Consider the following 26,924-nt stretch of genomic DNA (forward strand, 5'->3'; position numbering starts at 1 on the left):
TCACCTTCTTTTGGAACCGGGTGCCATCTGGCAAATACGCAAACGAGGTCGTCGTTACCTTTTCCTTCCCTTGTTCACTTCGGCTAACCTGATCCTGCTTCAACCGGTTATCCAGATCATACGTATACTGATGCTCCTGAGTTTTCGCGGTTGTGCTCGGCTGGTCGACGCTTTGAAGCAGCCGATTGCCGCGCAAATCATACGTGTACGTGGTAGAACCGCGAACGGAATCATTCACGCCGATTAAGCGGTTGATGCTATCATACGTATAGCTGGTTGTATGATCAGCTTTGTCAGCTCGTTTCTCTATTCGTTGTAACACATTTCCATTTCGATCATACGTATAACTGGATGCAGCAAGTAGTCCAACGTCTAACGTCGTGGTCATTTGCGTCATATGGTTCAAAGCATCGTACGTATAGCTACTTTTCATCACTTTTCCATTGGTCATCGTTGGATACGTGATGGAGGCGATTGACCCTTGTGGTGTGTACGCATATTGAATCGTTTGATTACTGCTGCCAACCGCAATGTTGGTTAATCGTTGCTTGCTGTCGTACGTATACTGTTGCAGCGTTCCCTGCACGCTAGTCGTGCCTGCCTGATAATCGGTTTGCATCGAGGCGACCTGGCCCTGACCGTTGTAGGTCAAACTCATGCCACCGGCATAGGCAGGCTGCGTCGTACTATCCATTGTACGCGCGGTCTGCTGCACGATCCGTCCGAGCAAATCAGTTTTTGTCTGCTGATCGATCTTTTCTAGGACAGACGATCCCTCCATACGAAGTTGCTTCGTCTGGATATTATTTTTGCCGTACGTGTACGTATATTTCAGCGGATTCGCTGTGCCTTCCCCTTCCGAGATCGTTTTCGGTTGTCCCCATTCATCATACGTATACGTGGTGCGGATGCCCTTACGGTCGATCGCCACGTTTAACCGTCCCATCGCATCGTACTGATTTTGCGTGCTAACATTCGCCGGATCGGTTTTGCTGAGCAGTTGAGCGACTTCGTTAAAGTCTTTATTGAAAATGACAGCGGTGCTATTGCCATCTTGTATACTCGCTTTGATCAATTGATTGTTGCCGTCATAAGTATAACTGGTGGTCTGATTCAGCGCATCGAGCAAGCGAACTGGACGATTTAGTCGGTCGTACGTATAGCTCTGGGTCACGCCGTCCCGGTTACGACCATGCTGGGCATTCCCATTCGTTTCCGGATCGGTATACGTTAGCACATTGCCAGCGATATCGTACGTGTACGTTTCCCGAATCGGCTGGCTGCGATTGGCAGCATCTTGATAAGCGATCGTTTGGGTCAGATTGCCCCATGTATCATATTGCTGATCGACTGCATTCAATACCGTTCCATTTGCATCCTGAAACGTTAGTGACGTTTTCAACTGCGACGGCGAAGTGACGGTTTTGGTCACATTTCCCTGCGCATCGGTGGTGGTGATCGGTTGATTCCAGCTATCATAGGCGATCGTAACATTATGGATCGGCCCTTCGCTCAGTTGCATACCGGAGCTTGGCGTTCCACGATACACGGTGGTCGTTTGTTTGACTGGACGCACTTTGGCATCGGTAACATAACGAACGACTTTGGTGGTCGGCATTGCGGGATGACTGCGATCTGTAGTTGAATCGGTGAGCATCATGCCAAATCCATCATATGTGGCAATCTGCTCGTTCCGATTCACTTGTGCGCCGGTTGATTTCTGGTTCGTCTCCTGGTCACTGCTTACGATCAAACCCGCTACAGCTGCGCCGCCGTCTTGACGATCCACATAGCCGTCTTCATAGTGATAACGGTCTGCGACCGTGTACACTTCGCCATCGGTATTCGTTAATGCAGGCTGTTGCACACGCACAATACGATCGAGCGCATCGTAAGTGTAACTGGTGATTTTCCCGTCTCCATTCGTTTCGTCCAGCAGCAAGCCTGTCCGTGCATCGTAACGGAAGCTTTGCGTGTTTTGAAGCTGACTGCCGTTGCTCGCGGAACGGAAATACGTGCTCACGGCAGAAGGGAGGGCATAGCCGGTATCGGCGCTATAATTGGTCACGGTGCGCGCTTGAATCCCCTCACGTACTGGACGCTCTGTCGCCACCTGACTAACCACGCCACCGGATGTTTTCGTGTACGTCATCGTCATTTCTTGACCTAATGGATCACGTACCATGCTGAGGCGTCCATCTGCAGTATACGCGTACGTTTTTGTCAGCTGGGTATTGTCATTTTGGTACAACGATTCGGTTTGAATCTGGTTATACTGCGATTCATACGTATACATGATCGAACGTTTTTGTTTCGTATCCGCATTGGCGAATTGTTCTTCGGTCAGCGGTGCCGTTTGCTGAATCAGATTGCCATTGGTATCATACGTTTGCCCGGTGTAACGTGTCCGTTGTCCTCCCGGATCGATCTCCAATTCTTTACTGCGCAGCGGTTTGTATTTAAAGTTGCTGTCATACGCTTCGATGGTCGTGAGGCTGGAATGTCCATCGGCACCATAGCGCAAGATGTCTTGCTGTTGACCTTTGTAATTAAAGCGAGTCACCGTACGGAATGTTGGATTGCCTTGTTCCATCGTCAAGGCTTGCTGCTCATACGTATAACCGGTAGGCATGTTCTCCTGGCTCGTTGCCTGTGGGAAGCCGGTGTAATCGCCTTGATACGTATATTGGATGTGGTTGACGAGCGCATTACGTTTGGAGCCGTCTTGCTTTCGCGGTTCATCGGCTCGCTCGGACACGACATACTCCATTTGTAAGCCGTCTCGACCGAGATTGTGTACGACTCGGGTGTAATCATAGTACGTTTGCGAGCGCGGGTATTCGACTTCACTGAGCGGGAAAGCTGCCATGACACCTGTGCCTTCTTGCGTATTCCAATTCCGGCTCGTATAACTGAATTCGGCTCTGGAATTGTCCCTATAGTTAAATTTGGATGTCCACAAATATTGGCGATTGCCGCTGGCATCGTCGTGGACATACGATAACGTACGCAATACCGGGTTCACATCACGGACATCATAATTTTTCTCTCGTAGCGTATTGCCACGATCACGTGCTTGCCATTGCTGGGGTTGTCCTTTCAGTACGACTTCGGCTTGTTTTTGCCCATCCGATGTAATGGAATAGACAGTTATGACATTTTCTGTCGTGCCGCGCTCATATTCGATGCGCAGCTTGCGTCCGGTCGTGTCGGTCATCTGGATGTATTGCAAAGGCTTGCCGCCATATTCATACGTGATTTTATTTTGGAAACGATCCACGATCCCGATGAGTTGACCTTGATCGTTAAAGTATTCGCGTTTTTTGTTCGGGTATTCCATATAATAGGCTGCATTCGTTTGTCCATTGCTAAAGCTGCCACCGCGCATAAAACGGGTCAGGTTATTCGGCGGATGGACCAGATTCGTTGCCGATTCGCCAAATTTCACCTGATACGAGGCGCCTTGTCCATCATGGTAATAGTAGTACGCCATCGAGGTATCGCCATATTTCGGACGCTCGATTTGCAAGGAAGGCAACTGGAACGACCATCCGTTGCCGAGTTGGAAGGTGTTGAACAGATAGTTTTCGCTCGCCCACTCGGTTTTGGCGATATTTTTGTATTGCAAGCTAGCCGTACCATTTCGGTATTCAATGACCGGGATGAGGGCATTCGCTTCCAAAAAGCTGGTGGCTTGATTGGATTGATACATCAGTCCCAAATCCATATCCAGTCCATCGCGGCCTGGGTAATGTAACGCGTTAAACTTCCACGTTAATGCACCGGTGGCAGGATCGATGGATTCGCTTGTTTTTTGTCGGTCGGCGTATTGTTCTTTGTAAATCTGGTTGATTTGTAGAGGGGCGATCAGTTTCAGGTAGCTGTTCATATTCTTTTGGAAATTGTTGACGGTCGATTCGTCGCTGGAACTAACCGCCATCGTAGAGATGAGCGAGCGTTCTAAAAAGTTCGTTTCCGAAGGGTATGTATTTTGCTGAACGGTGTCCGGCTCGGTCTGATCGTTTGGCGGGTCATCTTGCGATGTCGTCTCGTTTGAACTCCATGATTCGATCGATGGGAACACCGAATTGTTTTGCAGCGTGTCACCGGGGAAGATGCCATATACACTTTGACTGACTGTACTGGCGGTGGCGATCTTCAGTCCGCTTTGAGGGAGCCAGTCTTTCCATGTCAAGCCGCTTTCTTGTTTCTGTTTCCAGATTTTTAATGGATCGATCTGCTGCTGAGCGAGCAGCAGGTGAAGCTGGTAGCGATCATATTTGCCTGCACCGGCTAGCATCAGTTCGCCTATCTCTTGGTCTGACAGCAAGAAGTTGGGGACAAACGGGACGGGCAATCGATCTTCTTGGGCAAGGGAATCTTCCTGTTGTAATAGCGAATCTTGTAGTGAGAGGTCTTGCATGGTATCGGTTAAGCTTTGAATGCCGAACGTAGAGGATAGACTGGAAGACAACGCATACGCATCGTCTGTTGCTGAAGGGTCTTCCCACTTGACTACTTGTGGCGGGTCAAGGATAGGTTCTTGGTTGTTGTTTGGGTCCAACGTCACGCCCGGTGGCAGAATCGCATCCGTAAGGAATGATGGAGTAAGGGACGCTGCTGCATACGAAGACGAGGGGAATGCACCAATACAAGATGTCACTACCATAAAAAAGGACAATAGACTGAGTATATAACACTGAACGGCTCGTTTTAACATTTGGAGGGTACTCCTTTATCTGTTTTTTAGTAGCACTGGACATTCGCTTATCCAACTATTCAGGATGGCGCTGGTGTCCACTATTATCGGTTCCGTTATACAGCTACTTTGATGACGTAGATGGTGTTCATAGTGGAGTTCTAGACAGTTTGATATATAGTCATCCCTTGATCTATTCGATTGATCATGCGTATAGTGACCGTATGATCAAATTGACTCTTTACTCCTTTGTTAGTTCCATTTGCATTTTGTTTACAATGAATTGTACCGATGGTCAAAATGGGCAATTGCTGGAATGAAACCCGAATGCATAATTGTTATAAACCAGGAGCCGGATACACATTGTTCACGACCGTCGTCCATACGTCTGGCTGTATACTTTGCGGATTAGCGGCTCGGCTTGGTGGCTGGATCGAGATGAGGATTTCCTTGCCTTCCCTTCGCTCAATTTCTGTGAACGACATACGCTTCAGCAATGGATATGATGCTGCTGAATATAAGCAACATCATCAGCATCTATAGGACGTAGACAGGATGAATAATAGGTGGACATAGACTATTCTTCTTTGGTAGTCGATTCGATCTTCTTTCTGTAAATGTGAAGGCATGGATGTCATTCAACCGGTTACCGATTCAAATCAATCTTAACCCAGCTTTTGTAAATCGTGACGTCTCCCTGTTGATTCATCATGTGCAGTTCGACCAGATGGTTGAATACATTCGGTACAACTTCGAGGGTTCCATCTGATTTTCGCTGAGTATAGGGCGTCCCCTCGGTTTGAATCTTGATCGAACTCAAATTAAAACCAGACGTATGATTGTTATACGCTGGATAGGCTTGATATACATCTTCACGGGACTTGCCACTCCCTACAACCATTCTCCCGTGATACTCCCCATCAATCAAGACTTCGATCTGTTGCAGGTCTACTGTGTCCAAATACCAGCCGGATACTTCAATCATGCCATGTGGCGTATACACGGGGATGGACTGGATTCGGTCTACCCAATATTGAATCGGCAACTGATCTGCTGGCGGTACAACACTCACTCTAACCGACCTATTATAAGTAGTTACTTGGTCAGCTTGATTGATCATGCGAATTTGGACTTGCTGATACGTCTTCCCTGTCCGTATTCTCTTTGTACCATCTGCACGTTGGATTTCCGAAGTGGTACACCCCAAGTTGTCGGCATGAAACCCTGCAATATGATTGTTATATGCAGGATAGGCGTCATACACATCTTCGCGGCTGTCGCCCATATAGGCGCGTCCACGAAATACACCATCAATGTAGATTTCTATTTTTTTGATCCCTGCCGGATTCAAGTACCAGCCGGATACACGAACCCCTCCGCACGTCGTGGAAACTTTCGTTTGTTCTAAATGATCAATCCAGTATTCTGTCGGCAAACCCGATTTCGTCGGTACTGGAACAGGAGGCGGAATTAACGTAGGGTCTGTCGTTGGTTCAGGAGTGGTAGAATCACCTTGTACAACCTGATGTTTACCGATTAAATTACCATTTTTGTCGTATGAATATGTCGTTTTCTGGTCTGCGGTGTACATTGTGGTTAAACGTCCGCTCGCATCATATTCATACACCTGCTGGGTGGCTGCAAAGGTCGAGACGGCAGGAAGGCACAACACAACGATGAGCAGATTGCATAGTATCATTTTCATACACCATGTTTGGGATAATAATGCACGGTATTTCGAAAATAAGTTCATAGTAAATGGGATTCCTTTCTATGATGGAGTGGTAGAGAATTGTTAAGCATAACAGCTACATCTGGAGGCGATTTTTAATGTTTTGCTACATTTCGGATGAAATACGTTGTTAGGAGATGTAATGTGAAACATAACGTCTAGAAACGTAGCTCCATGTTTTGGGGTAGAGCTGAATGGCGAAGCGAAAGGTACAAACTATCAACCATTGCTTCACTTGCTCCCTCTTTTCACTACTGTAACGATACGTTAACTGCAAGGTACGATTCGTAGTTACACAGTTAGCATGAGGACAACGAAGCTGCTTATGTAATCGAAATGACTACTTACATAGACGTGCTAATTAGGATCACCTACCGATCTTTTATGTATGGGTGGTTTGCGCTTATTATGTTCACGCTTTTGGCTATAATCATCTATCCATCTTCGGTATGGCGCTAGTTGAATAACGTGAACACTTTGAGTATATCGGACTTTTCCGAAAATGGAAGTTATTATTTTACAGAACTAAAATTGGTTTTATGGTTCATACCCATCCTATAATTACATTTTTAGGATTTTTTATAAATTAAATACAAAAATTTTGTCACAACAAATAAACCCTTCCAGCAACGAGCAACTACAGATCACTTTACGATTGCATATCTTTCTTCGATTCGGTAACATAAAACTATTCGAAATTCGTCGGTTAGTGAAGTCGCTATAACAGATTGGATGCAAGAAAGATCATGTCGATCAAAGCTATGCTCTCGAAGTTTGTGCTACATACGTCAGTGCATCACATTCTATGATTATTTATTTGCTGTGCCGTCTTCCGTCCACAGTAGCGTAACTCGAATAGGCGCATGAATCTGACTGACTACATAAGCATAGACGCTTTAAGCCAATCTGCTCTACTATCTATTTACTGGCGCGAGCTTGCTGTATGTCTCCCGGCGGCTCGGTCACAAAACGATCTAAACGACCGCCGACATCTACCTATTGATCACAAACCAGATCGAGCAAAATGAATGGCACAAATTTGCAACGTACATTCCGTTGACTTGCTGATTGGCACGAAATCGGCACGCCGTTCATTTCCTGCCTTTGCCTCACGTTGACAAAGGCAGGATCATCCAGCTGTTCACTCGACAAAATGATCCTTACCGCACAGCCGACGAATCACTGAAATCCTTTACCCACTCTATGATCCCACACTCAAACGGAGGATATGACACATGAGCACACGCACCTGGTTCCCCCGCCTTCAAGGCAACAGCCGTGGCTGTCTTGCTTTTGAACCTTTTTTTCTGATTCCTTATAGCATGGTGATGACGTATGCGACATTGTATATGTATGAGCTTGGCGTCACGGAGACGGCGATTGGCTGGATTACGACGCTTAGTTTGGTCGTGCAAGTGATTTCTTCTTTTTTAAGCGGTTACTTGACCGATCGGTTAGGGCGTAAACGAGCTGTGCTTTATTTTGACTTATTAAGCTGGACGCTGGCGGCTATCATCTGGGCGGTGTCGCAAAATGTATGGTTTTTTGTAGCTGCGGCGCTCGTTAACGGTTTTCAACGTGTGCCATCGACCGCTTTTTATTGTCTCGTCGTTGAAGATACACGTCCTGCTGATCGTACCTATGTGTTTACATTGCTGCAAATTATTAGTGTCATCGGCGGGTTATTTGCTCCGCTCGGCGGGTTGCTTGTCTATTCCTACGGACTGGTCGGCGGTACGCGAATTATGTATGTACTGGCGGCGATCTTTATGACGTTTCAATTTATCGGGCGCCATATGACGACACGCGAAACGGAGATCGGGTACCGTAAAATGCAAGAAACGCGCGAGCTCGGTCTTGGTAAAAGTTTGCTCGATTACGCTGGAGCGATTCGTGAAATTACCAGCAGTCGTTCGCTGCTGCTCATTTTCGGTGTCTATGTATTGTTTAATTTTCAGACGACGCTCAAAACGACGTATTTATCGCTCTATATGGCGGATTATTTACATATTGATAGCGATTTGATCTCTTTTGTGCCAGCTGTGTCTTCGATTGTAATGCTGCTCGTATTATGGCTACTGACGCCGCGTATTCCTGAACAAGCGATGTACAAATCGATGATGGCTGGCTTTGGCTTGTCGGTTATTTCGAATGTGATGCTCGTCATCGGGCCGATTACGGAGCTGGCATGGGTGGCGCTAAGTACAGTGATCGCGGCGGTTGGTATGATGATTAGCTCGCCTTATTTGGAAGCGGCAGTCGCTAATGCGATTGATGATAACAAACGGGCGAAAATTTTCTCGATGCTGTCTGTGCTTATTTTGCTGATCACTTCCCCTGCTGGCATTATCGGCGGCTGGGCGTATACGTTCGATCCACGCATTCCGATTTGGTTAATGGTCATTGCTTTCGCACTCGCTGCCCTGCTGACGATTCGTTATGAGCGTCAACATCAAACGCTGGCTGCCTAGTACTTTGACCGAGATTCATTTGATTTTTGGAGCTAGCTCAAGCTTTTATGAATAAGGATATTAGCATACAATCCAAATTTAAATTTAACTTGGTCTGCGTACTAGACGATTTATAATGTTTTATTACGTGAATGACGTAGCCCATAAAATAGCCCGCTCTCCTTGAGGTGGAGAACGGGCTATTGGTCAATCTATTCACTCATTTGTGCTTCACGGTACACTTCCAAATATTCACGTGCCGACGTTTGCCAGCTGTAGTCGCCGGTCATCGCATTTTTCATAATCTGTTTCCAATGCTTTGGTTGTTGATAAATGGATACAGCGCGGCGAATCGTATACAGCATATCATGCGCATTGTAGGCATTGAACGTAAAGCCATTTCCTTCACCGGTCATTTCATTATAAGACTGCACCGTATCGTTCAGACCGCCGGTTTCGCGTACGATCGGAATGCTGCCGTAACGAAGGGCGAGCAGCTGGCTAATACCGCACGGTTCAAATTGAGATGGCATCAGAAACATATCCGTTCCGGCATAAATACGGCGTGCCACTCCTTCGCTAAAACGAATTTCGGCGGCAAGGCTTTCCGGATGCCGGTATGCCGCGCCACGGAACCAATCTTCATACATCGCCTCGCCTGTGCCAAGCAGCACAAATTGCACATCATTGTAATACAGCAGTTCATCCAGCACACGGGCAACAAGGTCTAACCCTTTCGATTCAACGAGACGGGTAACCATACCGACGATCGGCACATCCGCTCGTATCGGTAAACCGAGTTCTTCCTGCAAAGCCGCTTTATTTTCAAGCCGTTTGTTCGTTGCGCTGCGGTAATGGGTTTGCAAATAAGGATCGGTAGCGGGATTGTAACTTTTCGTATCGATTCCATTTACAATCCCGCGCAAACGCCCACCGAGTGAACGAAGCAGTCCGTCCAAACCATAACCGTAATACGGCATTTTGATTTCTTCGGCATATGTAGGGCTAACGGTAGTGACCCGATCGGCAAATACGATCGCTGCTTTCAAATAATTAATGTTGCCGTAATACTCTACACCGCCTGCATGGAAATAACGATCATCCAGACCGAACAAAGACCATAATGTGGAATACGGGAACACGCCTTGATACAGCAAATTGTGGATCGTAAACACCGTACGAATTTGCGAATAAAACGGTACCGATTGATACTGTGCTTTGAGCAGCAGTGGTATCATACCGGTATGCCAGTCATGCGCATGAATAATGTCCGGTTGAAAATCGATAACCGGCAAAATATCCAGTACAGCACGGCAGAAAAAAGCAAATCGCTCGCCATCATCGCCATAACCATAAATCCCGTCACGCCCAAAATAATATTCATTATCCAGCATATAAAACGTAATGCCATCTTGTTTAAACTGCTTGATGCCACAATACTGACTGCGCCACCCTACCTGTACCTGAACGACATCAACTAATGTTGCCTGGCTGCGAATCGCCTCGTTAATGCTGCTGTAATTCGGCATGACGACACGTACATCGCATTTTTCTTTTTTGAGTGCGGCTGGAAGCGCACCGATTACGTCTGCCAAGCCACCGGTTTTAATAAAAGGGTTAGCCTCGGCTGCTGCAAATAAAATATTCATGCAAAACTCCTCCTTTGGATATAAACGGTACCACTACGATTTATACAGCATAAATGCCGCCAACTTTCGCTCAAGCAAGCACTATGTTCATCCGAAATTAGAACATGCACACTAACAGACATATCGCCATCTCCATTGTGCTGTCCAACGATAAGCATCGTTTACCCGATTATACGGTGACCGTTATGACAGTATGATCTATGACAGTATGCTTCAAGTGAACTGCTGCTCGTGGTAGCCGGCGTTATGAACTCAGCGATATACACTAAACATCATCTATTAAACACCGTCTACACAAGCTTAGCCGTATACACTAAACATCGTATAGGCTCTGCTCCGCTGACGTATAGGGCTCGTCTGCTTAACTTTTCGGCTTTTTGGCGGCAGTTCCTTTTTTCAAAATTAACACACTTAGCGGAGGAATCGTTAACCTGACGCTTTGTTGCTGTTGATCCCACGGAATCTTTTCCGATGATAACAGCTTTTCCGTACGTCCACCTGTACCGCCAAAGCGCGGATCATCACTGTTCCATATTTCGGTGTACGTACCTGGCTTCGGCAGCCCAATGCGATAGTTTACTCGTGGCACAGGTTGGAAGTTAATAATAATGATCAGCGTATCGCCGGGCTTGCGTCCTTTGCGCATATACGTAATGACACTATTACTTGCATCATCCGCATTCAGCCATTCATAGCCTTCCCAATCGTGGTCGCGTTCCCACAATGCCGGTGATGCTGCGTACAGATGGTTTAGCTCGCGTGTATAGCCCTGCATTTTGCGATGCATTTCATAATCGAGCAACAACCAATCTAGCCCATCCTGATCTTTCCATTCGATAAATTGACCAAATTCGCCGCCCATAAATAGCAGCTTTTTGCCCGGATGGGTCATCTGATACGCAAGCAACAAACGCAGCCCAGCAAACTTCTGCTCATAGCTGCCTGGCATTTTGTTTAATAGTGACCGTTTGCCATGTACGACTTCATCATGAGAGAGCGGTAATGTAAAGTTCTCGGAATATGCATAGACGAGCGGAAAGGTAAGCAGATTATGCTTGCTCGGGCGCTCATCAAACGATGTCTCCACATAGTCGAGCGTATCATTCATCCAGCCCATACTCCATTTATAATTGAAGCCAAGCCCATTTTCATGTGCCGGTTTGGTCACACCTGGCCATGCGCTTGATTCCTCTGCCATCATTAATGTATGCGGAAAATAGTGGAACACCGTTTTGTTCAATTGCTGCAAAAACGAGATTGCTTCCAGATTTTCCACGCCTCCATATTGATTCGGACGCCATCCGCCGCCTTCACGTTCAAAATCAAGACGGATCATACTAGTGACCGCATCCACACGCAAGCCGTCAAAATGGTATACGTCTAGCCAATACAATGCACTGGAAATGAGGAACGAACGCACCTCTGGCTTACCAAAGTCAAACGAAAGCGTGCCCCAGCCATGCTTTTCAGCACGATCCGGATCGGCATATTCATACAATGGCGTACCATCAAACTGGCGTAAACCATGCGCATCTTTAGTAAAATGACCCGGTACCCAGTCGAGCAATACACCGATGTCTGCCCCATGACAGCGATCCACAAAGTACATTAAATCTTGCGGTGTACCATAACGACTCGTCGGTGCAAAATAACCGGTACTTTGATAACCCCAAGACAAATCATACGGATGCTCGGTGAGCGGCATCAATTCCACATGCGTATAGCCCATATCGGTCAAATAAGGCACAAGCAAGTCAGCAAGCTCACGATAATTGTACAGACTGCCGTCTTCCTTTTGCCGCCATGTGCCTGCATGCATTTCATAAATATTAAGCGGACGCTGGTACAGCGGACGACGTTTGCGACGCCATGCGGCATCTTGCCATTTGTAACCGGCAAGGGTAGCGACAACCGACGCGGTTGCCGGGCGTACTTCCGCATGAATCGCATACGGATCAGCTTTTAAAAAGCGTGTGCCATCCGCTCCGGTAATATGATATTTATACAAACTGTGCAAACCGACCTCGGTAAAAAAGCCAGTCCAGATGTCTGTACCTTCAATTTTATGTAATAAATGATGATCTCCAGTCCAGTTATTCCAATCCCCAGCTACACCAACCGCCTGCGCATGGGGCGCCCATACGGTAAATCGCACACCTTCCTTCCCTTCTTCGGAAGTTAGATGTGAACCAAAGTGACGATAAGCATGATAATTAGTACCTTCGTGAAATAGAAAAATCTCCTCCGCACTGGGCAGCATAGCTTGCGAACGATGTGACTTCAAACGATCACCTCCAAAATGATTGGCATCCTGCCAAATGTACTGCATTCCAAATAATTCCATCCCATCCCGTATGTTCGCCTATTCAAACTTATAAATGACTGATTATTCGCATAAAGATCATATCAAATTCCGTTCAGTAGAACAAAAATTCATTAACCTTATTTATTACCCTTTTCAATATGCCTTGAATAGCGAAATTTTGCAAGCTCTCTAAATGCTTGTTATTACAGGCTTTTGTTACGATATTGATTGTAGAATCGGTTCGTATGACATTGCGACTCCGCAAATGTTCATCCGAATGCGGCTTAACAAGCCTCGTTTTTATTTTTTATAATATTTTACATTTTTTGTTGTTTCAACACGGATCAGGAACGTTTAAAAGACTAATACATTGTCAACTGAGCGTTGTCATGAAAATGGGAGGGAATACAACATGAATAAGACAAATAAAGAATGTATCGCAATGTTGCTGGCCGGGGGCGAAGGACGTAGGCTGGCTCCTTTGACTTCCATTATAGCGAAACCAGCAGTTCCGTTTGGCGGAGACTACAGAATTATCGATTTTCCTCTCAGCAACTGTGCGAATTCCGGGATCGATACAGTCGGGGTATTGACCCAGTATGAAGCACAATCGTTGCATGACCATATCGGTCACGGCGACGCTTGGTCTACACCTCACCATTCAATGAATATTACATTACTTTCCTCCGAACGTACAGGCGAATATGTCGGTACAGCGGATGCGATTTATAAAAACATCGAATATATCGATGCGCTTGCTCCAAAAGATGTGCTCATTCTGTCCGGCGATCACATTTATCATATGGACTATAATGAAATGCTGCAATACCATAGCGAAAATAAAGCGCGCGCTACGATCGCGGTCGTCGAGGTACCGTGGGAAGAAGCGAGCCGTTTTGGTGTGATGAGCACCGACTCCGATATGAATATTACTAAATTTTCCGAGAAGCCTGCCGATCCGGAAAGCAATCTCGCGTCGATGGGCATCTATGTGTTCGACTGGCAGTATTTGCGTCAACATCTGATGCAAGATGCGCTAAACGAGCAGTCCAGTCATGATTTTGGTAAAAATATTATTCCACAAATGCTGACGGATCGGGAAAAAGTGGTCGCTTATGAATTCCTTGGCTACTGGAGAGATGTTGGCACGATCAACAGTCTATGGGAAGCGCATATGGACATTTTACAACATAGTCGCCAATTTGAGTTAAAAAACTCCGCTTGGCCGATGTTTTCCGCCGAGTATAACCCATTACAAGACAATGATCACGCTCATGCACCGGCTTGCTCGATGGTGAGCTGCAAAGCATCGCTGGAAGGCAATGTGGAGCGTTCGGTCGTCTTTAACGGCTCTACGATCAGCAAACAGGCGGAAGTCAAATACAGCATTATTATGCCAGGTGCAACGATCGGCAAACAGGCACGAATCGAATATGCCATCATCGCTGAAGGTGCGATCATTAAAGAAGGTGCTGTCATCGAAGGCACACCGGAACAGATCGCCGTTGTGGGACCATACGAGACGGTATATGCCAAGCCGTCGGTACGTACGCAACCTGCTCGGCTGCTACAAGAAGTGTATGACAAATCCGGTCGTGTTCATGCAGGTGGTATGTCCTCTTGATTTGTCCATCATTCGTATGTATAAATAAACAATATTCGTATAAATAAACGAACGGTAGACGATTATGCTTCTGTTACAGCATAATCGTCTACCGTTTTTGATATCAATGTGTTCAGCTAGGAAGAACTATCCTTCGGACTTCGCTGCTGCTCGCTGCGTTAGCTCCGCCCATTCCTGCTCCAATATAGCCATCTCATACACACTATAATACGTTCCGTCGACAAGCGCCGTATCGCGATGCAAACCTTCTTTGCGAAAACCGCATGATTCGTACAAACCTGCCGCCTGTTCGTTATAATCAAACACAGCGAGCGTAATCCGGTGCAGTCCAAGCGCTTCAAAGCCGATGCGCAGCCCTTCCATTACCATCTGTCGTCCATAGCCTTTACCTCGAGCATTAGCATCGCCAACAAGCACGCGTGATAGCCGTGCAGAACGATTCTGACGATCGATACGACCTAATGCCATATGCCCCATCGTCTGTCCGCTCAAACGCTCAACAACCGCATAGATAAGCCAATCCGAACGGGATGGATCGTTAGCTCCAACGATATATTGTTCCAGGTCATATCGTTGGAGCGGATAACGCCATACCGGACCACTCCACTGCATTAACATTTGGGCATCTTGCTCGTCTGTCCAGCGCAGCAATGTATCAAAGTCACGCTCACCAAAATATTCAAGGCGCAATTCATAGGCACGAGCTGGTGGCAGCTTTTCGTACAAATTTGCTTGCTTGCCATTCACATTATGCGTACCCATATACCGAAAATCATGGCGCTGGTAAAATCGATTCAATGGTACCAGCTCAGCCAGACAATCGAGACGTAGCCCTTTGCTGCCTCGTGCCGCTGCCATTTGTACCGCCTGGTCAAGCATATACGCACCGATTGCCAGACCGCGAAATTTATGTGCAACGGTAAGACGATGCAAATACCAGTATTCCTTATCATTTTGATGCTGCCAGTATTCCTCATCCCCAGCTTGCAATGTAAACATACCTGCTAGTTCACCAGCGCATTCTGCCACATACACTTCACGCTCGGCAAAATAACTGCCGATTAGCGCTGGTGTAAATAGTGCACGCCGCCATTGTCCAATGCCTTGCTCCTCCATCCAGTCAGCAGCTTCGACCAACAAAGCGATAATTAATGCTTCTTCTCCTAGTACTGCCCGACGGATGGACAGCTGTCCAGCAGGGATCGGTTTATGTTCTATTGACATCGATCGTACTCCTTTCGTACATCACTATGTAGGTGGTATGGATCATGTCGCTATTGTACTACAAAAAAATCCCCGCTGCTTTAGACTGTACTCCTTCGCGTTTGCATCGGCTACACAAGCGTGTTTTACCAATGTTTACGTTAAAAGGGTTAGTCTCGATTGACAGGGGGATTGTTCAAGCTGTGCCTATTGGCAGGGAGCGCTATAATGCAACTGTACGAGCAAGCATCCATTATTGGATGAAACGGTATCATTTCGCCTGCTTTCGGCAAACGATAAGCACATATTTTCTATTTTCAGGCACAATGTAGGGGCATATCGATTGGCATACTATCCATTTTCTTCTTCCAGCAAACCGGGCATAGCCTGCTTTTTGGCGAGCAACGGCAAATCGACCATGACTGATGTACCGTGATCCAGTTCGCTTTCGATATGCATTTCGCCTTTGTGCAATTGTACGATCTGCTGTGTGATCGCCAGACCGAGACCTGTACCGCCCTGATTCGGGTTAACTTGGAAAAAGCGGTCTTTAACTTTTTCCAGAAACTCGGAACTGATGCCGATACCGGAATCTTTGACGATAATGCGTACACGTTCCGGTGTCAGTTCTTTAATAATCAGTTTGATCGTTGACTCATTTGGTGAAAATTTAATCGCATTATCGACCAGATTAAGAAACACCTGTTTCAGACGGTTGCCGTCAGCCTGTACGATATAACTCGCATCGCCTGGTTCCAAGCTAAGCTTGATTTGCTTTTGCTCGGCTTTTGCCCATACGTTTAGCATCGTTTCTTGCAAAATTTCTTTGAGATGCACTTCGCCAAGCACAAGTTTCATCTGATTTTGCTGTAGTTTGGAGAAATCGAGCATTTCTTCCACTAGCCCGATCAGGCGCTCGGTTTCTTTGGAAATGATGTTCATGCCTAACTTCGTCTCGTCCGGATCAAAGCCGCCGGATACGAGCGTCTCGCTCCAACCTTTAATGCCGGTTAACGGTGTACGCAGTTCATGTGAGATCGACGAAATAAAATCGTCCTTAATCTGATTGCTGCGCACGATCTCGTCTGCCATATAATTGAGCGTGGCAGCAAGATCACCGATTTCATGCGGATAATTGCCTTTGATGCGAACGTTAAAGTCGCCTTTTGCCATTAAGGTCGAAACGCCGATAATGTTATTGATCGGTTTGACGATCGAGTTGGCAAGCCCGATGCTGACCATCAGTACGATAATCAAAATGACAACGCCGATCCCTGCCGAGACGAGTGTAATATAAAACAGCTTCTGATTAACGAGTTCCAATGACGTAACATAACGAACGAGATATTCCTTATCCCCGTTAATTTTGATCATACGCGTAACCGCCATCACATCTTCGCCGGTGCCTGCCTGCTTGCCGATCCAGCGCCCGGTTGAGCCGGATAATGCCTGCGGAATATCACCGGTTTGCACCGGCTTGTCCACAATAAATGCGGTCGAGTTTTGCAGTACATTGCCTTCCAAATCAAGCACTTGCACTTCAGCTTTGTCCAAACTATAGGCGGACACGATATCGCGATAGTTGGCTGGTACGCTTGTATTGTCAAATGATGACTGCAAATAGTTTGATATCCCGTCATAGTAGTAGGTGCGAATGGCGAATAAAAACACCAGCTCTACTAGCAATATCGTCAAAAATACAACGATAAAATAATGCAGAACGATTTGACGGGTCATCCCCTTTTTGATCATTACGAATCCCGGCCTCTCCATTTATACCCATGTCCCCATACCGTTTGCAGGAATTCCGGCTCGGATGGGTTATTTTCGATTTTTTGACGCAGACGACGAATGTTCACATCGACGATTTTCGGATCGCCCATATACTCCTTGCCCCATACATGATCGAGCAGCACATCACGGCTCAGCGGCGTATTTTCTTTTTCAAGGAAAAATTGTACGAGCGAGAATTCGGTCGGTGTCAGCTCAATCAGCTTGCCACCCTTTTTGAACTGTTTAGAAATCAGATCAAGTGTGAATGGGCCGGATTCAAATGACACTTTGGTGTTTGATTCGCGCTGTACGTTAACACGGCGCAGCAATGACTGAATACGGGCGATCAGTTCGGTCGGGCTAAACGGCTTGCTCACATGGTCATCCGCTCCGACAGACAGCGCATAAACTTTATCTTGCTCCTGCACTTTGGCGGTTAGGAAAATAATGCCGATACGTTCATTTTTCTCACGGATACGGCGGCATACTTCAAAGCCGTCAATGCCTGGCACCATCACATCAAGCAGCGCAATATCGATATCTGGCACGGTTTCGAGCATATGCAGCGCTTGCTCTCCATTTTCCGTTTCCAGCACTTCAAAGCCATTACGCTTTAAATTAATAATAATAAAACTGCGGATGGACTCCTCGTCCTCCATAATTAATACTTTACTCATTATAATCCTCCTTCAGAGTCAGGGTGTCAGTAATGCGAGAGGCTGTATAGCTCATGTTATCCTAATAGGCTGCCTGTAAGCTACCCGCTTATGTGTTGGCAGCATATCGGACTGCATCCGTGTTAACAAAAGTGTGCTGATGGAACCGTGCGCTGCCTATGCAGTCGTATGCTGCCTTGCAAATAAGCTTAATTTTGAATAACGTTCATTTTGTTATTTTGCCAAAGCGCGATAATTTGACCTCGGTTCTGAGCGATCACTTTCCAATCACCACTATGGTTGTTCCAATCACTTTCACTAAAGAAACGAACTTCAGCGACCTTTTCGCCAGTCGCTTTCAAAATAAAGCGTAAATCTTGATTTTTGTTCGATTTTGTATCGATCGTCACTTTATCGATCCATTCCGGTGACAGCTTAATTACAAAACGACCTTGCTCATCGCGATATTGCTGACTGACCAGCTTGGTTAATGTCGCTCCACCGCTCCATTGATAATAGCTGGTGAAACGTGGAATTTCGGTCGGTGCAATATTTTCCCAACCTTCTGGAATTTCCGCCATCCCGATTTCCAAAATGCCGTCATTGTTCACATCTTCGCTTACGATCTGAATGTCTTTGTAGGTCGCTTGCTGACTTAACGGGAACACATCTTTCAGTTGCCCGTCCTCCATCACAATTAGATGCGAGAAACCGGATACGCCGAGCGTCTGATCCATAATGATACCATTTTGATTCGGCGTCACTTTACCGGCGACTACATTGTAGAAATGATCGCTACCGATCGCATTTACTAAATCCATCGAGCTCATTAACTGGAAGCCATTTTTGTAACGATACGCAGCGATGTTGACGTAGCCGCTATTGTTAATTTTAGTAATGACCAGATCGTTCACACCGTCTCCGTCCATATCGATAATCGAATAATACGAATAAGGCGTATCTTCTACGACGTTGAGCTTTCCTTTATCATAGCTATAAATGACTAATCGTTTCTGGCTGTTTTCGGAATTGGTCGTATCGTTGGAATAACCGACTACGATATCGCGGTGACCGTCATTCGTAATGTCGGTAATTTCCACGCTTTCGAGCGTAAAGCCAGCGCTTTCGATATTGACCTTTTTCACCCAAGTATCGCCGGATTTCTCAAAGATCATGCCGTTAATACGCCCGGTTGTCGTCTGGTAAAAGACGATCGTCTCGCTTTTACCGTCACCGTCGAGGTCTACGGTCTGAATTTTGCTGCCGTTTCCGTTTTTCGGGCTTTGAATGCTTGCTCCTTCAGGCAGCTCAGAGCTAATTACACTGCTCAGTGTCTGTTTGTCCGAAGGCAGTTCCGGTGTTTGAATGAGCGTCTTCGGATCGGCAAGCGGGTTAAAGCTGCAACCACTTAATACAAACAGCAGCCCAGCCGTCGTCAGCAGTTTGATCCAGATGCTTTTACTCATGATATCACTCTTTCATTGCAGGAAGCTGCCCGCCTCCTGGTTGGTTTCGTTTTAAAACAAGCCGAGATGAACACATTGCCAATATCGATCAACGGCAATACGATGACCAGCGATTCGATCAAATTAACTTGCTGCGCTCCGCGCCAGTCAGTCTACGTCCTTTGATATCAAACATAATCTGCCCTTCCTGCAAGCCGATAATACGTGTTGCATAACGTTCAGCAAGTTCCAGTGGAATGACGGAGATGACGGTCAGACGCTCGCTTGAGCACAGACCGCGTAGCGTTTTGATCACTTCCTCACCGGAACGCGGATCAAGACCGGTAATCGGCTCGTCCGCCAAAATCACTTTTGCCCCATGCGCGAGCGCGCGCGCTATCGCCACCCGCTGCTTTTCGCCACCGCTCAGCGTACCTGCTTTTTGATGCGCTTTGTCCAGCAAGCCAAGCGTCTCCAAAATATCCATCGCACCCATATAATCATCCGAGCGTACCATCCCTGTTACCATGCGCCAGATCGGTGTCTGTCCGATTTGACCGATCAGTACCGTTTTGAGTGCAGTTCGATCGGGATGAAGCTGCGGGCTTTGCTCCAAATAAGACCATTCCCTGTTTAATTTACGCTTGCCGCTAAAGCCTGCTTTCAAAATATCGGTATCACCGACACGAAAACTGCCTTCCGTCCAACTTTCCTTCATCGCCAAACATTTAAGCAACATACTTTTACCGCTGCCGCTTGGTCCAACTAAGGCAATCAGCTCGCCATGTTGAATTTCCAGGCTAATATGGTCAAGCACTTTCGTTTTATTCTCACCGACCGTTTTGGTCAGATTATCCACTTGAATCATTGACATCTACTACAGACCGCCCTTCTACGCTGTTGCTGAAACGATACTATTCTAGTGTTTTGGGAACCATAAACACGATGTAAAATAAAAAAGATTTTTGCGCCAGCAAAATATCATACCTATTCTAGTGTTTTGGGAACCATAAACACGAGGTAAAATGAAAAAAGATTTTTGCGTCAGCAAAATATCATACCTATTCTAGTGTTTTGGGAACCATAAACACGAAGTGAAATAAAAAAAGATTTTTGCGCCAGCAAAATATCGTACTATTCTATAGTTTAGGCGAAAAAGCGAATAAATGCCATCTACGCCGACATTTTATTTTGCTTTTGCCGGAATAACAGCCCGAGCAAGGCAAAGATCACATAACAACCGCCCATTACCCAAAACAAGCTGGCGGCAGAGCCAAGTTCAATGCCTCTGCCACCAATCGCCGGGCCGACGATGCTGCCAAAGTTAAAATGAAACGAAGCGAGCACATTCGCCGCTGGCAAATACGTACGTGGCAATACATCGGCTGCATAAGCGAGACCGAGTGAGAAAAAGGAGCCGACCAGACCGCCCGCGACAGCAAACAAAAGCGCAATGCCAAGCAGACGAGTACCAGCAAACGGCACGAGCATAAACAATACTCCACCGAGCGCACCAGCAAGCATTAACACCCGCTTACGTCCCCAGCGATCGCTTAAAATGCCGAGCGGAAGCTGCAACATGAGTCCACCGACACCGATAAACGGCAGCAAAAAGGCGATTTGAGCAGTCGATAAACCGGTACGTAGTCCGTATACCGGGAAATTGCTGTTCATCGCTGCTTCCATATAGCCATACAACAACGCCGGAATGAGCGCGTACCATGCTAAACGATAGCTGCGCGCAAAGCGCCCTTTTTCCGGCTTCACTTCTGCACCACGACCCGGCCCGCCGGACGGCAGCTTCCACCATACGAGCAGTGCGACGATCATAAACATCGCCGTCATAAGCAAAAACGGCGCTGCCATACCCCAATCGAGCAACGAGATGCCTAGCGGACCGATACTAAAACCAATCCCGTACGAGATGCCGTAAATGGACAAATTACGTCCGCGATTTTCCGGCGCGGTAACCATCAACACCCACAGCTGCGCGACATAGTGAATGGCGCTATCGCCAATACCGACGAGCAGCCGTAACACAAACCAGAACGCCACACCCGGTACGAGCGGGAACAGTGGCAATGCAATCATCACGATCAACAGCCCGAGCAGCATTAACTTTTTGAAACCGAGCCTGCCGACGAGCCGCTCCGCCATCAATGTCATCGCAAAGGAACCGACATACAGTACGGCAGCGTTTAATCCATTCAGCGTAGAAGATACGCCCATTTTTTCCAAAAAGATAGCGAGCACCGGCAACAACATACCTTGGCTTAGCCCCGCACTAATAATCGCAAGGATCAAAATTACAAAATGCACGGTCTGATGAGTGGGCGCCGGCGGCGCAGTTTGCTCCGTATGAACAAGCTCTGTCTTGCTCGCTTGCTTGCCAAGCTTATTGTTTCTTCTGTTGTTAAACATGATGCCATCCTCCAAAATCAATCACTTATTTTACAAAGTGTGCGTTTTATGATGTAATTTAATGATGGTTGTTCCGTATGTAAACGTGCATGAAAACAAATCACGCCATCCGAACATTATAGTGGACAATCCGTAGGTGAACAAGCCATAATAAGCACAACAGGGATTTAGGAATCGGCTCCTGTTTTTCAGTATTTCCTACACAGGAAACGAACTGCTACCGATTATATTTGGGAGGTCTTGGTTTCATGAGCTATCAGGTGAAAATAGACGTTTCCCCGGTTTACGATCTGCTCGGCAGTTTTATGGTCTATGTGACCAAAAAATGGATTCGTGATATCGATCTCGGCCCCGAATGGATCAGGGAAATTGACAATAGGTTAAGCAACAATGTGCGTGCAGCGATTTTAGAAGCATCTGCCTGGCCGTTTGATGACTATGATGTACTATATGCCTGGGCAAGTTGCCGTACCCGTGAAGGGTCAGTACGTGATTTTCTGCACCATCTGGAAGTGTCTCCGCTCGCTGAAGTGTGGAATGAAATTCATCCGCTCATGCCGACATTGACCGAGAGCGAAGCCGGACGGATTCAGCAAACGTATGCACCGCTACTGAAGCTGTGGTATGAGCATTATTTTCACGAGCTTGAAGATGAGATTATGACGCTCATTACCGAAGATGGCGAAGAAAAAATGCGCCTGCTTGATAAAATGGACCCGGCTGCATTGATCGAATACGCGTCCGGCGGGCTGGTCGTACCGGAAATGCAAGGCTTGCATACGGTCATTTTGTTCCCGACGGTGCACAATCGCCCGATCAATACGTATTGTTTTTACGAAGGCTCTTTGCTCATTCAATATCCGGTCGATGTGCATGAAGAAGGCGAAGAAGACCCGCCTAATGTGCTGCTGCGCATGACACGCGCCTTATCCGACCCGGATCGGCTGCGTATGCTTCGTTATATCGGTGGCGATGAGCCACGTTCCTTGCAAGACATGGCCCATGATCTGCTGCAACCTCAGGAAACACTGATGCATCATCTGATGATGCTGCGTGTCGCCGGGCTGCTGCGCATTCATCTGGGCAGAGAGGATATCGATCGGTTCAGTTTGCGTCGGGACGGTGCATCCGAGCTACAACTGTTCCTTGAATCGTACATCCGTATTTAAGGAGTGAACTTCATGAAAGACATTCGGCATCAGCATCTGATCTTCGATATGGATGATACGTTGATCTACTGTAACAAATACTTCAACCTGGTTTTGGATGAATTTATTAGTCTATTATCAGGCTGGTTCAAAGAACATGGATTGGAAATGGATACAATCCGGCAAAAGCAAATCGAGATCGATGTTGCCGGCGTGCAGCAAGTCGGCTTCGCCAGCGAGCACTTCCCGGCTTCACTTGTGGAAACGTACCGCCACTTCGCCCGTTTGTACGGTCGCCCGCTGTCAGAGCGTGAGGAGCGCCAGCTGCGCCTGCTCGGCAGCAGTGTGTACGAACAAGAAGTGGAACCTTATCCGGGCATGGTCGATACGCTGGACTATTTGCAACAGCAAGGTCATACACTATATTTGTACACCGGCGGCGAAACGGCAATTCAGCAACGCAAAATCGATCAGATGAAGCTGAGTGCATTTTTTGATGATCGTATTTTTATTCGCCAGCACAAAAATATTCGTGCGCTGGAACAAATTATTACAACAAAGCTGCTGCCACGCACCGACACATGGATGATCGGCAATTCGCTTCGCTCTGATATCCAGCCTGCACTACAAGCTGCGCTGAATACGATTTATATCAAACAAGAGCAGGAATGGGCATACGATATCGTACAACTACAGACTGGAACCGAGCAATCGTTTCATACCGTCTCCAAGCTGACTGAAGTGCCACATACGATCGAGCAACATCTGAATATTTATGAAAACAAACGGACCTGGGGGTAATCCTGGTCCGTTTTTGCTGCGCGTTTTGGTCGCATAGTGCCAACGCACTTTGTATGCAGGCAGATAAGCTGATCTCATTCTCTGCATCCACTTATATCTAACACATTCGCGAGTCCATTCGCCCTCGTTTAAAGCCAATTGGGAATACATAGATGGGATAGCCATGTACAACTATAAAGACGACCGTTTTAACTATATCGTTTGCTTTGGCAAATATTCCGCTATCCATTAGGATATCGAGCAGATGTAAAACCGATACAGAGAGCAGTCAATGTACTATAATAATTTTGATCATTTAGGTCACATTTCTCTGTACTGTATCGATTACTCGATCTTCTCTACCCCGAGCTTGCCGGTTTCCCGATCCAGCAAACGGATGCGCGCTTTAAAGCTTTCACCGCCGCGTTTGAAAGTGAGCACCTGGCTTTCCCCTTTTAGCAACAATGCTTTGAGCATTTGAATCGATACATTTTTGCCGTTAAATTCCTTCCATACGACAAACCCGCAACCTTGACGGAAGTTGGAGCAGCCGTAACCTTTTTTGCCCTCAATAATCGTTCCTCCGCAGCCGTTACGTGGGCAGCTGCCCAGCGCCATATAGGTAGGAGCAGATGATCGGGATGCAGACGTTACAGCAGTGGTTGTACGTGCAGCAGATGAAGCTGTCGCTGATCCGAATGTGTCGGACAATTGCTCCCTTGCGGTCGCGCTATTGACCACAGCCGTACGACTGGAACGATATCCATTTGGATCGGAATCGCTGTCTGGCGGTGGTACAGGCAATGGTAGCTCGTCTTGTATCGTTATAGCCGAGCTGCGTGTAGCTGTGTTGCGTTTTGAACTTGAGCTTGATGAAGCTGCCGCAGAACGGGTCGTACCGGATGCACGGCTGCTGCTACGCGCCGTTCGTTTGCCCTTGCCTTTACCGCGTGTTCCTTCATCGCCAAAAATGTCGGCTGCCGCCGGTGTCTGTGTACGCACTTTATCCACGACGAGTCCAGCAAACTTTTTCACATTTTCCAAAAAGCGATCTGGATCGGCTTCACCGCGCGAAATCTCGTTCAAACGGCGTTCCCATTGCCCTGTCATTTCCGGTGACGTGAGCAGCTCTACACCGGCAGCACGAATCAGTTCGATCGCTGCTCGACCTTTTAACGCTAACTCGATCTTTTTACCTTTTGCCTGCACATAACCAACCTGTTTTAAACGCTCAATCGTCGCCGCACGTGTCGCTGGTGTCCCTAGACCAGACTCTTTCATCGCATCACGCAGCTCCTCGTTCTCGATCTGTTTGCCCGCGCTTTCCATCGCTTTTAGCAATGTACCTTCGGTATAGGGCTTGGGCGGCTGTGTTTCTTTTTCCTTGACTTCCGCTTTGCGGCATTGCACAGGCAACTTGCTATCGAGTACAAACGGCTTGTCCGTCTCTACCGCCTCTTGCTGTTCTTCATTGTCACTATCCTGACTGCCGCGTTTCGCTTTACCCGCTGACTTGGCTTTATCCTTATCCGGCAGCGTCACTTTCCAGCCGAGCGACAGCAGTTCTTTGACAGCGGTACGGAATGTTTCTTGTTCTACTACGGTCAGCACAGTATGTTGCTTGTATTCGGCAGGCGGATAAAATTGAGCCAAAAAGCGTCGTATGATCAAATCATACAATTGCTGTTCCTCTTTGCTCAGTGTACTTGGCTTTTTGAGTGTTGGTAAAATCGCATGGTGATCTTCCACCCGTGCCGGATTGCAAACGGCTTTGTTGCCGGTGTGCACACGACTGCGCTCTGCACCACCTGCCAGCTCGGCGTATTCGCCATTTTGCAACATACCGAGCACTTTGTGCATACTATCGATATTTTCTTTAGTTACATAGTTGGAGTTAGTACGCGGGTAAGAAATGACTTTATGACGCTCATATAGCGCTTGAGCGACATCAAGCGTCTTTTTGGCGGAAAAGCCAAATTTGGCATTGGCATCCCGTTGTAACAATGTTAAATCGTACAGCTTGTACGGATATTCTTTCGTTTCTTTCATATCGTATTTAGTAATTTTGCCTTCTTTGCCTTGTACTTTGGCGGCAATCGCTTCGCCTTTAGCTTGATCGGTCAATCGTTCTTCGCCTTGCCATACCCCTTCATACGTTTTGCTCGGCTGCTTAAATGTAGCGCGCACTTCGTAAAACGTTTGGGATTTGAAGTTTTCGATTTCTTTTTGTCGATCATAGATCAAAGCAAGCACTGGTGTTTGCACACGTCCAACAGACAGCAAATTGTTATGCTTGGTCGTAAACGCACGCGATGCGTTCATACCGATCAGCCAATCCGCCTCACTGCGTGCACGCGCCGCCTGTGTCAAATTGTCAAACTCACTGCTATCGCGCAACTGCTCAAACCCTTTGCGAATACTTTCTGCGGTCAAATCGGAAATCCATAAACGCTTGACCGGTTGTCGCAGCTTTAACTGACGCTGAATTAACGCAAAAATATGCTGTCCCTCGCGCCCGGCATCACAGGCATTAACGATACGATCGCAACGTTTGGCAAGCTCGCCGATCACTTTTAATTGATCTTTTGTGCGTGGATTCGGCACAATTTTAAACTGCTCGGGAATGATTGGCAAATCGCCAAAGTTCCAGCGTTTGTATTTGGCATCATACGCTTCCGGCTCGGCAAGTCCGATCAGATGCCCAATCGCCCACGTAATTACATAGCGCTCACCTTCGATATACGTACGCTGATTTTTGGCACCCGGCTCGATAACAGCCGCTATATTGCGCCCCATATCAGGCTTTTCAGCAATAACAAGAATTTTCATACGTTCATTCCTTTCTCGGAATGGGGAATTGACCATCCTAGATTTTCGGCAAAAAAAGGAGCCACACTATGAAGTGCAGCCCTGCCTGTCCACGATCACTTAACTCCTATTTAGTATAACACAAACGGGCTGTGCATTGAAATGGAGTGGTGAAGCGATAATGATAACGAATGAATGTTGGGCTGGACAGGCATATAGCGGTTTGCATAA

The 26,924-nt window shown here is 47.0% G+C and carries 16 protein-coding genes; 4 read left to right on the forward strand and 12 right to left on the reverse strand.

All coding sequences use genetic code 11. The features are described from left to right. The 3 genes from U1I11_RS20700 to U1I11_RS20710 form a co-directional block, all read right to left on the reverse strand. A partial coding sequence (locus U1I11_RS20700) for an RHS repeat domain-containing protein (RefSeq protein WP_322908014.1) occupies positions 1-4,720 on the reverse strand: 4,720 nt, incomplete at its 3' end. A gap of 317 nt (positions 4,721-5,037) precedes the next feature. Next, positions 5,038-5,196 (reverse strand): hypothetical protein, encoded by a 159-nt coding sequence (locus U1I11_RS20705; protein ID WP_322908015.1) that lies wholly within the window; start codon positions 5,194-5,196, stop codon positions 5,038-5,040. A gap of 149 nt (positions 5,197-5,345) precedes the next feature. Next, positions 5,346-6,452, reverse strand: a complete 1,107-nt coding sequence (locus U1I11_RS20710) for an RHS repeat domain-containing protein (RefSeq protein ID WP_322908016.1) — start codon at positions 6,450-6,452, stop codon at positions 5,346-5,348. A 1,214-nt stretch (positions 6,453-7,666) separates the two neighbouring features. Between U1I11_RS20710 and U1I11_RS20715 the strand changes: the two genes are divergently transcribed. Then, on the forward strand, positions 7,667-8,902 hold the full coding sequence (locus tag U1I11_RS20715) for an MFS transporter (protein WP_322908017.1): 1,236 nt from the start codon (positions 7,667-7,669) through the stop codon (positions 8,900-8,902). Between the two features lie 191 nt (positions 8,903-9,093). On the opposite strand, the gene glgA is transcribed toward U1I11_RS20715, so the two are convergent. Together glgA and glgB are read right to left on the reverse strand one after the other, a co-directional pair. Further along, a complete protein-coding gene (gene glgA, locus U1I11_RS20720) occupies positions 9,094-10,530 on the reverse strand; it encodes a glycogen synthase GlgA (RefSeq protein WP_322908018.1) in 1,437 nt (478 codons plus the stop codon). A 361-nt stretch (positions 10,531-10,891) separates the two neighbouring features. Next, positions 10,892-12,790, reverse strand: coding sequence for a 1,4-alpha-glucan branching protein GlgB (glgB, locus tag U1I11_RS20725; protein ID WP_322908033.1), 1,899 nt, complete (start codon positions 12,788-12,790; stop codon positions 10,892-10,894). A gap of 457 nt (positions 12,791-13,247) precedes the next feature. Here glgB and U1I11_RS20730 point away from each other — a divergent pair, with 457 nt between their 5' ends. Continuing rightward, a complete protein-coding gene (locus tag U1I11_RS20730) occupies positions 13,248-14,459 on the forward strand; it encodes a glucose-1-phosphate adenylyltransferase (protein WP_322908019.1) in 1,212 nt (403 codons plus the stop codon). A 126-nt stretch (positions 14,460-14,585) separates the two neighbouring features. Here U1I11_RS20730 and U1I11_RS20735 read toward each other — a convergent pair whose 3' ends face one another. From U1I11_RS20735 to U1I11_RS20760, 6 genes are all read right to left on the reverse strand, one after another. Beyond that, positions 14,586-15,683 (reverse strand): GNAT family N-acetyltransferase, encoded by a 1,098-nt coding sequence (locus U1I11_RS20735; RefSeq protein WP_322908020.1) that lies wholly within the window; start codon positions 15,681-15,683, stop codon positions 14,586-14,588. A 330-nt stretch (positions 15,684-16,013) separates the two neighbouring features. Further along, positions 16,014-17,414 (reverse strand): sensor histidine kinase, encoded by a 1,401-nt coding sequence (locus U1I11_RS20740; RefSeq protein WP_322908034.1) that lies wholly within the window; start codon positions 17,412-17,414, stop codon positions 16,014-16,016. Continuing rightward, the gene (locus U1I11_RS20745; RefSeq protein ID WP_322908021.1) at positions 17,414-18,112 is read right to left on the reverse strand and encodes a response regulator transcription factor; all 699 of its coding nucleotides are present in this window, start codon (positions 18,110-18,112) and stop codon (positions 17,414-17,416) included. The genes U1I11_RS20740 and U1I11_RS20745 overlap by 1 nt, the downstream gene beginning before the upstream one ends. 188 nt (positions 18,113-18,300) lie before the next feature. Beyond that, positions 18,301-19,557, reverse strand: coding sequence for an FG-GAP repeat domain-containing protein (locus U1I11_RS20750; RefSeq protein WP_322908022.1), 1,257 nt, complete (start codon positions 19,555-19,557; stop codon positions 18,301-18,303). 118 nt (positions 19,558-19,675) lie between these two features. Further along, positions 19,676-20,404 (reverse strand): phosphonate ABC transporter ATP-binding protein, encoded by a 729-nt coding sequence (locus U1I11_RS20755; protein ID WP_322908035.1) that lies wholly within the window; start codon positions 20,402-20,404, stop codon positions 19,676-19,678. Positions 20,405-20,709: 305 nt separating this feature from the next. Next, positions 20,710-21,957: an MFS transporter gene (locus U1I11_RS20760; RefSeq protein ID WP_322908023.1), complete on the reverse strand. Its 1,248-nt coding sequence runs from the start codon at positions 21,955-21,957 to the stop codon at positions 20,710-20,712. A 248-nt stretch (positions 21,958-22,205) separates the two neighbouring features. Here U1I11_RS20760 and U1I11_RS20765 point away from each other — a divergent pair, with 248 nt between their 5' ends. Both U1I11_RS20765 and U1I11_RS20770 read left to right on the forward strand, forming a co-directional pair. After that, positions 22,206-23,126, forward strand: coding sequence for a winged helix-turn-helix domain-containing protein (locus U1I11_RS20765; protein WP_322908024.1), 921 nt, complete (start codon positions 22,206-22,208; stop codon positions 23,124-23,126). Between the two features lie 12 nt (positions 23,127-23,138). Beyond that, entirely contained in the window at positions 23,139-23,906 is a 768-nt protein-coding gene (locus tag U1I11_RS20770) for an HAD family hydrolase (RefSeq protein ID WP_322908025.1), read from the forward strand. Between the two features lie 324 nt (positions 23,907-24,230). Here the strand turns inward: U1I11_RS20770 and U1I11_RS20775 are convergent, their stop codons facing one another. Beyond that, on the reverse strand, positions 24,231-26,714 hold the full coding sequence (locus tag U1I11_RS20775) for a type IA DNA topoisomerase (RefSeq protein ID WP_322908026.1): 2,484 nt from the start codon (positions 26,712-26,714) through the stop codon (positions 24,231-24,233). Positions 26,715-26,924: the final 210 nt, after the last annotated feature.

This window comes from Paenibacillus campi (genome assembly GCF_034659835.1).
Lineage (GTDB): Bacteria > Bacillota > Bacilli > Paenibacillales > Paenibacillaceae > Saccharibacillus > Saccharibacillus campi.

What these genes read in the sequence shown, in the direction of transcription:
- U1I11_RS20735 (WP_322908020.1), bottom strand. Translation starts at nt 15,683, where the DNA reads ATGTCAATAGAACATAAACCGATCCCTGCTGGACAGCTGTCCATCCGT.
- U1I11_RS20775 (WP_322908026.1), bottom strand. Translation starts at nt 26,714, where the DNA reads ATGAAAATTCTTGTTATTGCTGAAAAGCCTGATATGGGGCGCAATATA.
- glgA (WP_322908018.1), bottom strand. Translation starts at nt 10,530, where the DNA reads ATGAATATTTTATTTGCAGCAGCCGAGGCTAACCCTTTTATTAAAACC.
- U1I11_RS20755 (WP_322908035.1), bottom strand. Translation starts at nt 20,404, where the DNA reads ATGATTCAAGTGGATAATCTGACCAAAACGGTCGGTGAGAATAAAACG.
- U1I11_RS20710 (WP_322908016.1), bottom strand. Translation starts at nt 6,452, where the DNA reads ATGAACTTATTTTCGAAATACCGTGCATTATTATCCCAAACATGGTGT.
- U1I11_RS20765 (WP_322908024.1), top strand. Translation starts at nt 22,206, where the DNA reads ATGAGCTATCAGGTGAAAATAGACGTTTCCCCGGTTTACGATCTGCTC.
- U1I11_RS20730 (WP_322908019.1), top strand. Translation starts at nt 13,248, where the DNA reads ATGAATAAGACAAATAAAGAATGTATCGCAATGTTGCTGGCCGGGGGC.
- U1I11_RS20740 (WP_322908034.1), bottom strand. Translation starts at nt 17,414, where the DNA reads ATGATCAAAAAGGGGATGACCCGTCAAATCGTTCTGCATTATTTTATC.
- glgB (WP_322908033.1), bottom strand. Translation starts at nt 12,790, where the DNA reads ATGCTGCCCAGTGCGGAGGAGATTTTTCTATTTCACGAAGGTACTAAT.
- U1I11_RS20770 (WP_322908025.1), top strand. Translation starts at nt 23,139, where the DNA reads ATGAAAGACATTCGGCATCAGCATCTGATCTTCGATATGGATGATACG.
- U1I11_RS20715 (WP_322908017.1), top strand. Translation starts at nt 7,667, where the DNA reads ATGAGCACACGCACCTGGTTCCCCCGCCTTCAAGGCAACAGCCGTGGC.
- U1I11_RS20745 (WP_322908021.1), bottom strand. Translation starts at nt 18,112, where the DNA reads ATGAGTAAAGTATTAATTATGGAGGACGAGGAGTCCATCCGCAGTTTT.
- U1I11_RS20760 (WP_322908023.1), bottom strand. Translation starts at nt 21,957, where the DNA reads ATGTTTAACAACAGAAGAAACAATAAGCTTGGCAAGCAAGCGAGCAAG.
- U1I11_RS20750 (WP_322908022.1), bottom strand. Translation starts at nt 19,557, where the DNA reads ATGAGTAAAAGCATCTGGATCAAACTGCTGACGACGGCTGGGCTGCTG.